The following is a 14096-nucleotide window of genomic DNA, read 5'->3' as shown; positions in this document are numbered from 1 at the left end:
CAGTAAAAAGGTGATATTGTGCTAATCTTAAGCGATTAAGGGGTGCGGTAATAAATTTTAACGCACAAAGATTGCATAAGTATTCTGTGGAAGTTAACATTTGCCCCATCAATGGCTATTCAGTAAACGCGCATGAGTATTCAAATAAACGGCATTAATTGCTTTTACGGCGCACATCAAGCGCTGTTCGACATCACACTGGAATGTCCTGCGGGCGAAACCTTGGTATTACTGGGGCCGAGCGGTGCAGGTAAAAGCTCTCTGCTGCGGGTATTAAACCTGCTTGAGATGCCGCGTTCTGGACAACTTTCTATTGCGGGTAATCAGTTCGATTTCAGCCAAACGCCGGGTGAAAAAGCGATCCGCGAACTGCGTCGTAACGTCGGAATGGTGTTCCAACAGTACAATCTGTGGCCACATCTGACCGTGATGCAAAACCTGATTGAAGCACCATGCAAAGTCTTGGGGCTGAGCAAAGCTCAGGCCGTGGAACGCGCGCAAAAATTGCTGCAACGCCTGCGTCTGACAGACTACGTGGATCGTTTCCCGCTGCATCTTTCTGGCGGTCAACAGCAGCGTGTGGCCATCGCCCGTGCTCTGATGATGGAACCTCAGGTATTACTGTTTGACGAACCGACTGCGGCACTAGACCCAGAAATTACCGCTCAGATCGTTAGCATTATTCGCGAACTGTCTGAAACTGGCATCACACAGGTTATCGTGACTCACGAAGTGGAAGTGGCACGTAAAACCGCTAGCCGCGTAGTGTATATGGAACAAGGCAGAGTGATTGAGCACGGTGACGCCAGTCATTTTGCACATCCGCAAACCGAAGCATTTGCCGGTTATCTGTCTCACTAACGGTTAGATTGACACGTTAACAGGGTCGTTTTTGACCAAACTATTAGCTAACAGAAGTTGGAGTCTGCGATGAAAAAAATCATAATTGCCACAGTATTAGCCGGTATCAGCGTCTCTGCATCAGCGGCGGAAACCATTCGTTTTGCTGCCGAAGCTTCTTATCCTCCATTTGAATTCATGGACGCCAACAACCAGATGCAGGGCTTTGATATCGATCTGGCCAATGCCATCTGTAAACAGATGAAAGCGACCTGTACGTTCACCAATCAGTCTTTCGATAGCCTGATCCCAAGCCTGAAATTCAAACGTATCGATGCGGTGATTTCCGGTATGGATATCACCCCAGAGCGTCAGAAACAGGTTGCGTTTACCGCGCCATACTATGACAACTCTGCGCTGTTCATCGCGGAGAAAGGCAAAGTTGCCGACATCGCTGCGCTGAAAGGTAAACGCGTTGGCATGCAAAACGGTTCAACTCACCAAAAATACCTGCAGGAAAAACATCCTGAAATTACGCCAGTTCCTTATGACAGCTACCAAAACGCCATTCTGGATCTGAAAAATGGCCGTCTGGATGCGGTATTCGGTGACACTGCGGTAGTGAACGAATGGCTGAAGCAGAATGCGACCCTGTCCGCCGTGGGCGACAAAGTGACCGATCCTAACTACTTCGGCACCGGTCTGGGCATTGCCGTGCGCCAGAACAACGCGGAGCTGTTGAATCAATTTAACACCGCGCTGAACCAGCTCAAGCAAGATGGCACCTATAAAACCATCTATAGCAAATGGTTCCAGCAGTAATATCTCTGATATCTTTGGCGCTGTTGCTAGGCTAACCGCCTCCATGCAGCGCCAATGAACGGGGGATATATACCCTGCACTGTGAACGGGTATAGTGCCTATCTTTGTAGGCGTAATAAAAAGTATCATTCAGGCGTGTTGAGCGCTTGATGGGATAGGCTCCAAGCAATGATTGAATTTCAACCTTTATTAAGTGCGGCGGGTATGACCGTTGGCCTCGCGCTTTGTGCATTAGTTCTTGGGCTGATATTAGCCATGATTTTCGCCGTATGGGAATCGTCACAGGTTAAACCGGTGGCTTGGCTGGGTACCGCATGGGTAACGCTGGTGCGCGGACTCCCTGAAATTCTCGTCGTGCTGTTTATCTATTTTGGTTCAGCGCAGTTGCTGATGGTGCTTTCAGACGGTTTTAATCTGAATCTGGGCTTTATCCAGATCCCAATCCAGCTGAATATCGAAAACTTTGAGGTGAGCCCTTTCATTTGCGGCGTTATTGCGCTGGCGATGTTGTATGCGGCCTATGCCTCTCAGACCCTGCGTGGCGCACTGAAAGCCGTTCCTGAAGGTCAGCGCGAAGCCGGTCAAGCATTAGGATTAAGCCAAAGCGCCATTTTCTTCCGTTTGGTCATGCCGCAGATGTGGCGTCATGCGCTGCCGGGACTGGGTAACCAATGGCTGGTACTGCTGAAAGATACCGCTCTGGTTTCATTGATCAGTGTGAATGACTTAATGTTGCAAACCAAAAGCATTGCCACCCGAACTCAAGAGCCGTTTACGTGGTATATGGTTGCCGCGGCGATTTATTTGATTATTACCCTTTTCAGCCAATATATTCTGAAGCGAATCGAACTGCGTACCACGCGCTTTGAGCGGGGGAACGCCTAATGTTTGAGTACATTCCCGATATCATTCAAGGGTTGCCGACCAGCCTAACGTTAACCGTGGTTTCCCTGTTGGTGGCTTTGGTGCTGGCTTTGCTGTTCACCATCGTGCTGACCCTGCGCCCTATCGTGCTCACTCAGCTAGTGCAGGGCTATATCACGTTGTTTACTGGCACCCCGCTGCTGGTGCAAATCTTCCTGATCTATTATGGCCCAGGGCAGTTTGACTGGATAAAGCAGACGCCATGGTTGTGGAATATGCTGTCGCAGCCTTGGCTGTGCGCCATGGTTGCCTTGGCGCTGAACAGCGCGGCGTATACCACTCAGCTGTTCTACGGCGCGGTGAAGGCGATTCCATCCGGTCAGTGGCAATCCTGCGAAGCCCTTGGCATGTCACGCAGCCAGACGTTACGTATTTTGCTGCCGTTCGCATTTAAACGCGCACTGTCGTCCTATTCCAACGAAGTGGTGTTAATTTTTAAAAGTACCTCTTTGGCCTACACCATCACGTTGATGGAAGTGATGGGTTACAGCCAGCAGATGTATGGCCGTACTTACGATGTTATGGTGTTCGGCGCAGCGGGCGTGATTTACCTGTGCGTAAATGGTTTACTTACGTTAATTATGCGTATGGTTGAACGCCGTGCACTGGCCTTCGAACGCAGAAACTAACCTAATCATTTAGAATACCTACAAAAAGCCAGCCATTGCGCTGGTTTTTTTGTGTCTATAAAAAATACACAATAAATATTTAACCAAATATATTGCATATAAATTCACTTAATGGCAAAGTCAATTCTGTTCACTTAGCCGTCATTCCGTATGAACATCGTTCCGTTCGTGCGAATACCTCAAAATAAAGACGGTCGCCTAAAGATACTATTTCAGACAGGAGTTTTACGATGAAAAAGCTGATGGTTTGTGCATTACTGGCAGGAATGAGCTTTACCGCCACCGCAGCGGAAACGATCCGCTTTGCCTCTTCTGCCACCTATCCACCATTTGAATCCATGGATTCAAACAACCAGATCGTTGGCTTTGACATGGATTTGGCCAAGGCGCTGTGCAAACAGATGCAGGCGACCTGCACATTCACCAATCAGGCCTTCGACAGCCTGATCCCTGCACTGAAATTCAAACGTTATGATGCCGTTATTTCTGGCATGGATATCACGCCAGAGCGCCAAAAGCAGGTCACCTTTACCCAGCCCTATTACGCTAACTCCGCCATTATCATAGCGGACAAAGGCAAATATAAAACCTTCGCCGATATGAAAGGCCTGCGCGTAGGGATGGAAAATGGCACCACCCATCAGAAATATTTGCAGGATAAGCATCCTGAAATTAAAACCGTGGCCTACGATAGCTATCAAAACGCGATTCTGGATCTGAAAAGTGGCCGCTTGGACGGCGTATTTGGCGATACTGCGGTCGTCAATGAATGGCTGAAAAGCAATCCTAATCTCGCCGCCGTGGGCGATCACGTGACCGATGCGCAATATTTCGGTACCGGCTTAGGGATTGCCGTTCGTCCTGAAAATACCGCTCTGCTGGCAAAGCTCAATAAAGCGCTGGACGATATCAAGGCCAATGGAACGTACAAAAAAATCAACGATCAGTGGTTCCCGCAATAAATAAAATCCCCCTCTCCCATCTCGGGAGAGGGGTCGCTGAAATTCTGAATTTTATCCCTTATCCTTCATGGTAATACCCTCCCTCGCTGCGTTTTGCTACCTTAGCCCAATCAACGTGGACTAAACCAAACTCAGGGAGACTTCATGTACCACGCACTTTATTCCTCGCCCGTTGGCATGCTCAGATTAGTTTCGGATGAAAAAGGGCTGCGCCAGCTGTGGCTACCTAATGAGATCGAAGAAAAGATCTGCCCTGCCGAGTGGATTGAGGATGGGGATTTCAGCATCAACCGGCAAATTCGCGACTGTTTAGATGCCTATTTTGCAGGGGAAAAACTACGTTTTGATAACCTGCCGCTCGCGCCCGTTGGTACGGCGTTTCAGCAGTCGGTATGGCAGGCATTACTCACTATCCCATACGGCACCATCAGCCACTACTCGGTCATTGCTAATGCGTTAAACAATCCGAAAGCCGTGCGCGCCGTGGGCGGCGCGGTGGGAAGAAACCCCATTTCGATTCTCATTCCCTGCCATCGCGTGCTCGGCAAAGATCTCTCTTTGACCGGTTATTCAGGCGGATTACCGATCAAAAAAGCCTTACTCGATCTGGAGAAAATCAGCTACCGATCCTGACGAACCAGTAGGGTTAATACTTCGTAATGCGCCGTATGCGGGAACATATCGAAGAGCTGAACTTGTTCGATGCGATAATTTTCCAAGCGCGCAATATCTACAGCCATCGTCTGCGCATTGCAGCTTGAGTAGAGAATATATTGCGGAGCCATGGTGCTAAGATAAGCGCAAAGCTCTGCCCCAATCCCACGGCGCGGCGGATTAACTAATACCAGTTCAGGCACTTCGCCTTCGGCAGTGGCAAAACGCGTTGAATCTAGAGCGGCGAATTGGACGTTATGCAGGCCGATTTGCTGCGCAGAGCGCGTCGCGCAGGCGATGGCTTCGGCACTAATCTCAATGCCGGTGAGTTCCATCTCAGGCGTTGCGCAGTGCAATCCAAACCCCCCCACGCCACAAAACAGATCCCACATACTGCTGACATTGAGCTCATGCACCCAGTCACGCGCGGTGGCATACAGCGCCGCGGCAACCTGAGGATTGGTTTGGAAAAAACTCTGCGGGCGAATATACAGCGGAATTTGGTTAAACGACTCTTCCAGCGCCTGCTGTTCGGAGAGAAAGATTTCCGTCTCTCCTTCCAAAATCGCCATATGCACCGGTTGAATATTGGCCGTGATCACCGCGAGCTGAGGCAGTTGCTGCTGTAACCAAGGCAATGCCTGACGCAGCTGTGCCAACTTAGTTTCCGAGCGCAATACAAAGCGCAGCATAAGTTGGCCATTTTTTTGGCTTTCGGTGAGCAGTAAATATTTTAGCTCACCGCGTTTACGCTCAACGTTGTAAGGCGTTAATCCGGCGCGGGCGATAAATACTTTGAGCGTATCGAACACCGCGGCAAAAGCGTCGGGATAAAGCGGGCATTCGCATAAATCAACCGCCGTGCCATCACGATGCAGCATACCTAACAGCGGGCGTTCTACGCTGCCGCTGACAACCATCTTCGCTTTGTTACGAAATGCCTGTTCTACACTGTTGACAACCGGTAGCCAACGCCCGACCGGCAAGGCAGACATCAGCGCTTCTAGCTGCTGCTGTTTTTGGGTAATTTGTTGGGCATATGGCGTTTCAAGCCACTGACAAGAGCGACAGGTTCCCGACTGATACAGGGCACAGTGCATATCACAAAGACTCTATTGAATAAGAAAAGATGGGGTTACGGCGGCGCGGATTGTAGCATAAAGGCATAGGTTCAGGCGAAATACAGACGGTAAATAACGCGCTGACTTTACCTGCGGCGATTCTGCAACCCAAAGTAACGGCGGCTAGCGAGGGGAATAAATAGCAGGGCTAAGATCATGAGCTCAGGAATTTTTAAACGCACCAGCTCAGCGAAAATTTCGCTGCCGGTTTCTCCGTTTACGCTGAACATTTCAGGATGAAACCAGCCAAGCGAGGCCAGCAACATATAGGCGATCACCGTAATCTGGCAGCCTAAGTATCCCCAGCGCCCCCAGTTTTTTCCCTGAATGACGGCCAGCCCACAGACAATTTCAATACTCAGCACCGCAACGCTTGCGATACAAAGCAGCATGGAATCCCAATTCTGTACGCTATCTGAAATAAACGCGCTTAAACCGTCAAAGCCCAGCTCATGGAGTAACAGCAAAAATCCAAGCGTATGAATACCGATCATTGCCGTGCCGGCAATTAATACAGGTACCGGGGCCAAAGCCCATTTCCTCAGCATTTCATGCCGGTTACGCAGTATTTCTGACATCTTATTCCATAAGCTAGCCTGAAAAACTCATGATAGGACAAATTATGTTGTTCAGGCTAGCGGTTTATGATCTTTATGTTTCAAATTAACGTGTTACACGCCCTATTTATTCACACGCTCAGTGATGATATTCGCTGAGATAGGTTAGATAACCACTGTTAACCACCTGCGGCTTTTCTGATCTCTTTCAACCGCTGTTTTTCTGTTCTGGCCATAAACCACCATGCAATCAGGCCAATCACCCCAACCACCAGCAAAATAATACTGGCCAGCGCGTTAATTTCTGGATTAACACCCATGCGCACGCTGGCAAACACCAGCATCGGCAACGTCGTTGATCCCGGCCCCGCCACAAAGCTGGCGATAACCAGATCGTCGAGCGACAGCGTAAATGCCAACAGCCAGCCGGAAACCAGCGCAGGGGCAATCATAGGAATGGTGATCACAAAGAACACTTTCAGCGGCGTAGCGCCCAGATCCATCGCCGCCTCTTCCAATGATTTATCCAGCTCACGCAAGCGGGAGCTGACCACCACGGTGACATAGGCCGTACAAAAGGTCACATGCGCCATCCAGATGGTCAGCATACCGCGTTCTGCGGGCCAGCCGATCAAGTGTCCCATCGCCACAAACAGCAGCAGCAGTGAGAGTCCGGTAATGACATCAGGCATAACCAGCGGAGCGGTCAGCATGAATGCAAAGCCGTTAGAGCCACGAAAGCGGCCAAAGCGCACCATGACTACCGCCGCCATGGTGCCAAGAATGGTCGCCATCGTTGCCGCCGCTGCGGCAATAGTTAGGCTTAATCCTACCGCGCTAATCATCACCGAATCATGGAATAACACGCTGTACCAGCGCGTTGACCACCCTGCCCACACGGTAACCAGTTTAGAGCTGTTGAAGGAGTAGATAACCAACAGCAGCATCGGCGCATACAGGAAGAAAAAGCACACCACTAAAATCACAATACGCCACGGCGAGCGCACAACCGGTAAAGTATTCATCAGTGTGCCCCCAGTTCTTTGTTCTGATATTTGTGGAACAACATGATTGGCACGATCAGCAGTAACAACATCAAGATCGCCACCGCCGAAGCCACGGGCCAATCGCGATTGTTAAAGAACTCCTGCCACAGTACGCGCCCAATCATGATGCTGTCCGGCCCACCTAATAATTCAGGGATCACAAACTCACCCACGGCGGGAATAAACACCAGCATAGAGCCCGCGATAATTCCACCTTTGGTCAAAGGGACGATGATTTTAAAGAAAGTCTTCATTGGCCTCGCACCGAGATCTAACGCCGCTTCCACCAGCGAGTAATCAATACGCGTCAGCGCGGTATAAATAGGCAGCACCATAAAAGGCAGATAGGAGTACACCACGCCGATATACACCGCCGTGTTGGTGTGCAGAATAATCAACGGATGATCGATAACGCCGAGCCACAGCAGCACGTTATTCAGCACGCCGTTCTCTTTAAGTATTCCCATCCATGCATACACGCGGATCAGAAACGACGTCCAAGACGGCAAGATCACCAGCAGCAGCAAAATATTGCGCGTCGATGAACTGCTGTGCGCTACCGCCCACGCCAGCGGATAGCCAATGATTAAACAGCATATCGTTGAGACAGCGGCGATTTGCAGCGATTGAAGGTAAGCATCGACATAAAGCGGGTCGTCAAAAAGCTGAAAATAGTTGGCAAAGTTCAGCGCAATATCCAGCTTGTCGTCCGCCCAGGTCATTAGATCGGTAAACGGCGGGATCGCACGTGCCATTTCGGCCAGACTGATTTTAAACACCGTCAGGAACGGCAGTAAAAATAGGCAGATCAGCCATAGATAGGGCAAGGCAATAACCAGTTTACGGCCATGCACCCCGCGTAAACGGTAGAGCCACGCAGTGAATTTTCCCACCCGCTGAACCGGAGGGCGATCGCTGCGACTTGTAAACAGTGTAGACATCGCTATCTCCTCAGACGGTGAGCACCACGCAGCTATCGGCATCCCAACACAGCTTGATTTGGTCGCCCCAGGTTGGCATACCTTTGCGGAAACGGTGACCATTCTGCAACTGAGCGCTAATCATTTGCCCACTGAGCAGCTTGACGTGATAAATAGACAAATCACCAAGATAGGCAATGTGCACCACTTCTCCCGTTGCGTAATTACAGCCGTCTTCCGGTGGCTCTTCACACAGCAGAATTTTCTCTGGGCGCAAAGCAATCTGCACCGGAACGCCCTCAACCACGGCGGCATCGAGATCCACTTTGAGCGGATTCAACAGGCCGGGGCTTTGGATCAGCAACGCATCGTCTAACTGTTCTTTCAAAATGCCGTCAAAGACGTTAACCGAGCCAATAAATTCGGCGCTGTAGCGGCTGTTTGGGTGCTCATAAATCTCTTCTGGCTCACCTATTTGCACGAATTTACCGCGGTTCATAATGGCAATTCGCCCTGCCATCGTCATCGCCTCTTCCTGATCGTGCGTCACCATCACGCAGGTCACGCCCACGCGTTCTAAGATGTCCGCCACTTCCAACTGCATGCGCTCACGCAGTTTTTTATCTAATGCTCCCATGGGCTCATCTAGCAGCAGCAATTTTGGCCGTTTGGCCAAACTGCGCGCCAACGCAACACGCTGACGCTGCCCGCCTGAAAGCTGATGCGGCTTACGTTTCGCATATTCCTGCATATGCACCAGTGACAGCATTTCTTCCACGCGCTGGCTGATTTCGCCGCGACTCAAGCGATCTTGCTTCAAACCGAAGGCGATATTTTGCTCCACGCTCATATGGGGAAAAAGCGCATAAGACTGGAACATCATATTGATTGGGCGCTGATAAGGAGGCACATGGGCTAAATCCTGCCCATCGAGGACAATCTGCCCGCTGGAGGGCATTTCGAAACCAGCCAACATGCGTAGTAAGGTGGATTTTCCACAGCCTGATGCGCCGAGCAGCGCAAAAATTTCGCCTTTATAAATTGTGAGATTGACGTCATCGACGGCGAGCTGCCCGTCAAAGGTTTTACTGAGATTGCGTATTTCCAACAACGGCGTAAACGCTTTATGCATCTTAGGTGCCTGACGGGGGATAATATCATTCATTCGGGACGTCCTCGCTCTCGTACCTGATACAGACCCGGCTGCATCGACACATACCGCTCAATGAGCAGTGTAAAAGCACACAGGCAAAGAGGTTTTCTCTGCCTGTGTATTCAGCGTAGCCACATTATTTATCTACGTAACTGTTTCGCTGATTTATTTTCCGGTTTTCACTTTGGTCCACGCGCGAGTGATCACGCGGTCAATTTTTGGCGATTGCACTTTCAGCGTGAACATTTTGGCTCTGACGTCCGGCGGAGGATAAATTCCCGGATTATCCCGCACTTCTGGATTCACCAACGGTGTCGCCGCTTTATTGGCGTTAGCGTAATAAACGTGATTGCTAATATTTGCGATCACTTCAGGGCGCAATAAGTAGTTGAGGAACTGATACGCCTCAGGGGTATTTTTCGCGTCAGCGGGCATCGCAAACACATCGAAGAAGATCAGTGCACCTTCTTTCGGAATGCTGTAGGCAATATCCACCCCGTTTTTAGCTTCTTTAGCACGGTTAGCGGCCTGCATCACGTCGCCGGACCAGCCGACCGCGACGCAAATGTCACCGTTGGCTAAGTCGTTGATGTACTGAGAGGAGTGGAAATAACGAATATTTGGACGAAGTTTTAACAGCAAATCGTTCGCCGCGCCGTTGTAGTCGTTGGCGTCAGAACTGTTAGGATCTTTGCCAATGTAGTTAAGCACGGTGGCATAAATTTCTGCGGGAGCATCGAGGAAAGAAACACCGCAGCTTTTCAATTTCTCGAGATTCTCAGGTTTCAACACCAGATCCCAGCTATTCACCGGCGCATCTTTGCCTAATGCCGCTTTCACTTTTTCGACGTTATAGCCAATGCCAGTGGTCGCAAAGGTGTACGGAATCGCATATTTATTGTCTGGATCGTGCTTAGCCACTAGCTTTAGCAGCTCAGGATCGAGGTTTTTGTAGTTACTCAGTTGGCTTTTGTCTAAGGGTTTAAATACGCCCGCGCCAACCTGACGCTCGAGGAAACTGGCGGAAGGAACAACCAAGTCAAAACCGGTGCTACCGGCCATCAGTTTGCCTTCCAGCACTTCGTTGGAATCAAACACGTCGTAAACCACCTTGATGCCGGTTTCTTTGGTGAAATTCGCCAAGGTGTCTGGTGCAATATAGTCAGACCAGTTATAGATATGCAGCGTTTTCTGATCGGCGGCCGTTGCCGCGGTAGCCATTAAAGCCCCAGAGATAGCGCCTACCAGCCATTTTTTATGCCCGTTGATCATCGTCAATCCCTCCAAATAATGTAGAAACGGCGCGCACTAGCCCGTTTACCAGCCGTGATGGCATGCGACAGCAGATCGTTATGCATATAAAATCAGAAAAATCGGTTATTTCTTCATTTAAATGTTGGGTAATAATATGAGGAAAATCTGGGCTGTACGCTGCAAATCAAGCATAACTGCTGATAGCCTATCCAGCCACCGAGCGGTGGAAAAAACGTCAATTATCGACTTTCTATGCAATAGCATCTATGTCGTGCGCCATTCAAGCCGCTTATGGCGTCAGATATCGGGGAGATTGATTAATTTGCAGAATATTTATGAGGTTTTTATACAAAAACTAACGGCACCATAAAGGTGCCGTTGAACCATGTCAGCGCAGTGATTGTCAGGCGCGTTATCACTAATGGAGCAGAGGCCCGCTCATGGCGTTTGGGTCGTAATCGGCGTCGCTTTCTTCGCCTTCGCCGAGAAACAACATGCCATTGGCGCGTGTCTCCATCATGATCATCGAAAGCTGTTCTTCGCCCTGTTTCATGAACTCAGCAAACTGCTCAAGCGTCACACCGACGCTGCCGTTCAATGAAAGGCAGGCAATCAGCTTCGGTAAATTGTCATCCTGAATATCAACAAAGACTTTCACTGCTAACGTGCTGGCATTCATTTGACTGAGATCGGCAACCAAGGGGATCAGCGAGGTCGGGCGTATTTCAGCCAGCGCACTGAACAAAATCGTTTGATCGATCATATCGACTTTGGCGTCAAATACACCGTCAAAATTCTGCATATGCGGCAGATGTAGCGCTTGGCAGGAGTCACACTCAAAAAAGGTGATGCCCAGTTGATCCAGCCAGCGTCGTAAAAGATCCAGATCCGGGACGATTAGCGAATCCATAGTGGCCTACCTTACAAAAATGATAAAACAGGAGATAATGAGCACAGACGTAGAAAAGGGGCATAGCTTACGGAAAATTGCCCGTTTTATCTATGCTCAAAGACAATTAATTCATCAATCTTGGCGGAAAGAGGAGTACACAATGTCGCTGACGCGCTATGCCACTATGGACCCATTGATGCTGATGAGCATCGTCAACATGAAACTCCGCGATGAGTGCCCAACCTTAGAGGATTTAGCCCGCCGTTATGATATTTCGATGAGTGGATTACAGGAACGATTGGCGCAGGCGGGATATCACTATCAACCTGCCACCAATCAGTTTGTACAGGTTTAGTGCTTTTTGCGCGCAATCGTGCGTTCAATGTAGTCGATCATCATACCTGCAATATCTTTCCCCGTGGTGGTTTCAATGCCTTCCAACCCCGGCGAGGCATTAACCTCCATCACCAACGGGCCGCGCGCGGAGCGTAGAATATCCACGCCTGCCACGCACAAACCCAGCGTGGCAACGGCTTTCAGCGCCACATCGCGTTCTTGTTCGGTGATAACCACCCGTTTCGCGGTACCACCGCGATGCAGATTAGAACGAAACTCACCCGGTTTAGCCTGCCGCTCGATAGCCGCCACTACCCGCTTGCCGATCACCAAACAGCGAATGTCTGCGCCCTGAGCCTCTTTGATATATTCCTGCACCAGAATGTGCGCATTCAAACCACGAAAAGCATCGATTACGCTTTCCGCAGCCTGACGCGTCTCGGCAAGCACTACGCCGATCCCCTGCGTGCCTTCAACCAGCTTAACCACCAGCGGAGCACCACCGACCATTTCAATCAAATCGCTGGTATCGTCAGGGCGGTGCGCGAATCCCGTAATAGGCAGATCGATGCCCTGCTGAGCCAACAACTGCAATGAATGCAGCTTATCGCGGGCTTTGGCAATCGAAGCGGCGTTGTTTAGCGGAAAACTGCCCAGCATTTCAAACTGTCGTAAAACCGCCGTGCCGTAAAAGGTAATCGCCGATCCAATGCGCGGGATCACGGCGTCATAGCGTTCCAACTGACGCCCTTTTTCATGCACGCTGGGTGCTGCGCAGTTGATGTTCATATAGCACGAAAGCGGATCAACAATATCAATGTTGTGACCACGTCGCTGCGCCGCCTCTTTCAAGCGTTTACATGAATATAGGGAGCCATCACGGGAAAGTATGACGATATTCACGGCCAACCTCTTATACTATCTCAGGATCCAACCTTGTTTATGCAGATATTCCAGCATAAACGGACGGCTCTCTTTCGCCAGCGTGCGCTTAATCTGCTCGCTCCAAGTATCGCTACGCGTGTTACTTCCACGGCTTTGATAATAAGCGCAAATATGGGCGTCGTACTGCGCCAGAAGTTCACGATCGAGTGGTTGATAGTAGTTTTCATGCACCACCATCGCCTCCGGTAGACGCGGCTTTTGCGCGGGATTAGTCGCCGGATAGCCAAGACACAATCCCATCAGCGGCAGCACGTTTTGCGGCAGCTTTAATAGCTGGGTAACTTCCTCAATATTATTACGCAGACCACCAATATAAACGCCGCCCAGCCCTAAGGATTCAGCCGCAGTAAAGGCGTTTTGCGCCATCAGCGACGTATCAACGGTGCCTAACAGCAGTTGCTCAGCCAAACCTAATTCCGCTTGAGGAAAGATTTCTTTATGGCGATTGAAATCCGCGCAGAAAACCCAGAATTCAGCGGCATCGGCCACATGCTGTTGGCCTCCGGTTAGCTCAACCAGTTGCTCACGCAGTGAAGGATCGGTAATACGAATAATCGAGCTGCACTGCAAGAAGCTTGAGCTAGACGTGGCACGTGCCGCAGCAAAAATTGCCTCCCGCTCTGCGTCACCGATAGGCTGTGGCGTAAACGCACGGACAGATCGATGCGAACACAGAAGATCAATGGTTGGCGTCATTTTTATGCTCCTCAGATTTTGTTTCAGGTTTTGCCGCCGACGCATCTGACTTTGGCGTTAAGCTAAACAGCGGTGTTTTGCTATGCGTCAAGCTCCAAATCAGCGCCACGGCAGCCGGTATCATCAGCGCAACACCGGCAAAAATCATGATGACCGCCGCGAGCGGTGTCGCGAGCAGATCGGGTAGATGAATATAATCGTGAATACTGAGATAGGCTACCACCAGCAGCACCATTCCCAGAGCTTCACAGATTAAAACAGGTTTAGGCAAATCCCCTAAAGCCTTCATGCGGACTCCCTAAATAGGCAAAATTTATCAAAGTAACAGGCAAATCCTACTTTTTT

Annotated in this window: 17 protein-coding genes; 7 read left to right on the top strand and 10 right to left on the bottom strand. The window is 50.1% G+C overall.

Annotation, left to right across the window (positions count from 1 at the left end):
- Positions 1-132: 132 nt before the first annotated feature.
- From artP to CPY98_RS07240, 6 genes are all read left to right on the top strand, one after another.
- Positions 133-861, top strand: a complete 729-nt coding sequence (gene artP, locus CPY98_RS07265) for an arginine ABC transporter ATP-binding protein ArtP (protein WP_043492272.1) — start codon at positions 133-135, stop codon at positions 859-861.
- Positions 862-930: 69 nt separating this feature from the next.
- The gene (gene artJ, locus CPY98_RS07260; protein ID WP_025800925.1) at positions 931-1662 is read left to right on the top strand and encodes an arginine ABC transporter substrate-binding protein; all 732 of its coding nucleotides are present in this window, start codon (positions 931-933) and stop codon (positions 1660-1662) included.
- Positions 1663-1830: 168 nt separating this feature from the next.
- A complete protein-coding gene (gene artQ / locus CPY98_RS07255) occupies positions 1831-2547 on the top strand; it encodes an arginine ABC transporter permease ArtQ (protein ID WP_025800924.1) in 717 nt (238 codons plus the stop codon).
- Positions 2547-3215, top strand: coding sequence for an arginine ABC transporter permease ArtM (gene artM, locus CPY98_RS07250; RefSeq protein WP_025800923.1), 669 nt, complete (start codon positions 2547-2549; stop codon positions 3213-3215). Before artQ ends, artM begins: the two co-directional genes overlap by 1 nt.
- A gap of 230 nt (positions 3216-3445) precedes the next feature.
- The gene (gene artJ, locus CPY98_RS07245; protein ID WP_043492268.1) at positions 3446-4177 is read left to right on the top strand and encodes an arginine ABC transporter substrate-binding protein; all 732 of its coding nucleotides are present in this window, start codon (positions 3446-3448) and stop codon (positions 4175-4177) included.
- Between the two features lie 144 nt (positions 4178-4321).
- On the top strand, positions 4322-4810 hold the full coding sequence (locus tag CPY98_RS07240; RefSeq protein ID WP_096387026.1) for a methylated-DNA--[protein]-cysteine S-methyltransferase: 489 nt from the start codon (positions 4322-4324) through the stop codon (positions 4808-4810).
- Here CPY98_RS07240 and rlmC read toward each other — a convergent pair.
- From rlmC to CPY98_RS07205, 7 genes are all read right to left on the bottom strand, one after another.
- Positions 4798-5931, bottom strand: a complete 1134-nt coding sequence (gene rlmC / locus CPY98_RS07235; protein WP_096387023.1) for a 23S rRNA (uracil(747)-C(5))-methyltransferase RlmC — start codon at positions 5929-5931, stop codon at positions 4798-4800. The two genes, CPY98_RS07240 and rlmC, sit on opposite strands and share 13 nt — an antisense overlap.
- A 107-nt stretch (positions 5932-6038) precedes the next feature.
- A complete protein-coding gene (locus CPY98_RS07230; protein ID WP_096387020.1) occupies positions 6039-6530 on the bottom strand; it encodes a YbjO family protein in 492 nt (163 codons plus the stop codon).
- Between the two features lie 158 nt (positions 6531-6688).
- Entirely contained in the window at positions 6689-7534 is an 846-nt protein-coding gene (gene potI, locus CPY98_RS07225; protein WP_025800918.1) for a putrescine ABC transporter permease PotI, read from the bottom strand.
- The gene (gene potH, locus CPY98_RS07220; protein ID WP_040045868.1) at positions 7534-8496 is read right to left on the bottom strand and encodes a putrescine ABC transporter permease PotH; all 963 of its coding nucleotides are present in this window, start codon (positions 8494-8496) and stop codon (positions 7534-7536) included. The genes potI and potH overlap by 1 nt, the downstream gene beginning before the upstream one ends.
- A 10-nt stretch (positions 8497-8506) precedes the next feature.
- A complete protein-coding gene (potG, locus tag CPY98_RS07215) occupies positions 8507-9640 on the bottom strand; it encodes a putrescine ABC transporter ATP-binding subunit PotG (protein WP_096387017.1) in 1134 nt (377 codons plus the stop codon).
- Between the two features lie 153 nt (positions 9641-9793).
- Positions 9794-10900 (bottom strand): spermidine/putrescine ABC transporter substrate-binding protein PotF, encoded by a 1107-nt coding sequence (potF, locus tag CPY98_RS07210; RefSeq protein ID WP_025800915.1) that lies wholly within the window; start codon positions 10898-10900, stop codon positions 9794-9796.
- 400 nt (positions 10901-11300) lie between these two features.
- A complete protein-coding gene (locus tag CPY98_RS07205; protein ID WP_043492250.1) occupies positions 11301-11792 on the bottom strand; it encodes a YbjN domain-containing protein in 492 nt (163 codons plus the stop codon).
- A gap of 142 nt (positions 11793-11934) precedes the next feature.
- Here CPY98_RS07205 and CPY98_RS20980 point away from each other — a divergent pair, with 142 nt between their 5' ends.
- The gene (locus CPY98_RS20980; protein ID WP_043492247.1) at positions 11935-12129 is read left to right on the top strand and encodes a DUF4250 domain-containing protein; all 195 of its coding nucleotides are present in this window, start codon (positions 11935-11937) and stop codon (positions 12127-12129) included.
- Here the strand turns inward: CPY98_RS20980 and rimK are convergent.
- The 3 genes from rimK to CPY98_RS07185 are packed head-to-tail and all read right to left on the bottom strand — an operon-like array spanning position 12126 to position 14040.
- Positions 12126-13013: a 30S ribosomal protein S6--L-glutamate ligase gene (gene rimK, locus CPY98_RS07195; RefSeq protein WP_096387014.1), complete on the bottom strand. Its 888-nt coding sequence runs from the start codon at positions 13011-13013 to the stop codon at positions 12126-12128. The genes CPY98_RS20980 and rimK overlap by 4 nt on opposite strands.
- A gap of 15 nt (positions 13014-13028) precedes the next feature.
- Entirely contained in the window at positions 13029-13751 is a 723-nt protein-coding gene (gene nfsA / locus CPY98_RS07190; RefSeq protein WP_025800911.1) for an oxygen-insensitive NADPH nitroreductase, read from the bottom strand.
- Positions 13735-14040 carry a DUF1418 family protein gene (locus CPY98_RS07185; protein ID WP_025800910.1) on the bottom strand — a complete coding sequence of 102 codons (306 nt, stop codon included), beginning with the start codon at positions 14038-14040 and terminating at the stop codon, positions 13735-13737. The genes nfsA and CPY98_RS07185 overlap by 17 nt, the downstream gene beginning before the upstream one ends.
- Between the last annotated feature and the right edge of the window lie 56 nt (positions 14041-14096).

Source organism: Hafnia sp. CBA7124 (assembly GCF_002355555.1).
Lineage (GTDB): Bacteria > Pseudomonadota > Gammaproteobacteria > Enterobacterales > Enterobacteriaceae > Hafnia > Hafnia alvei.
This window is presented reverse-complemented; position numbering and strand designations above follow the sequence as displayed.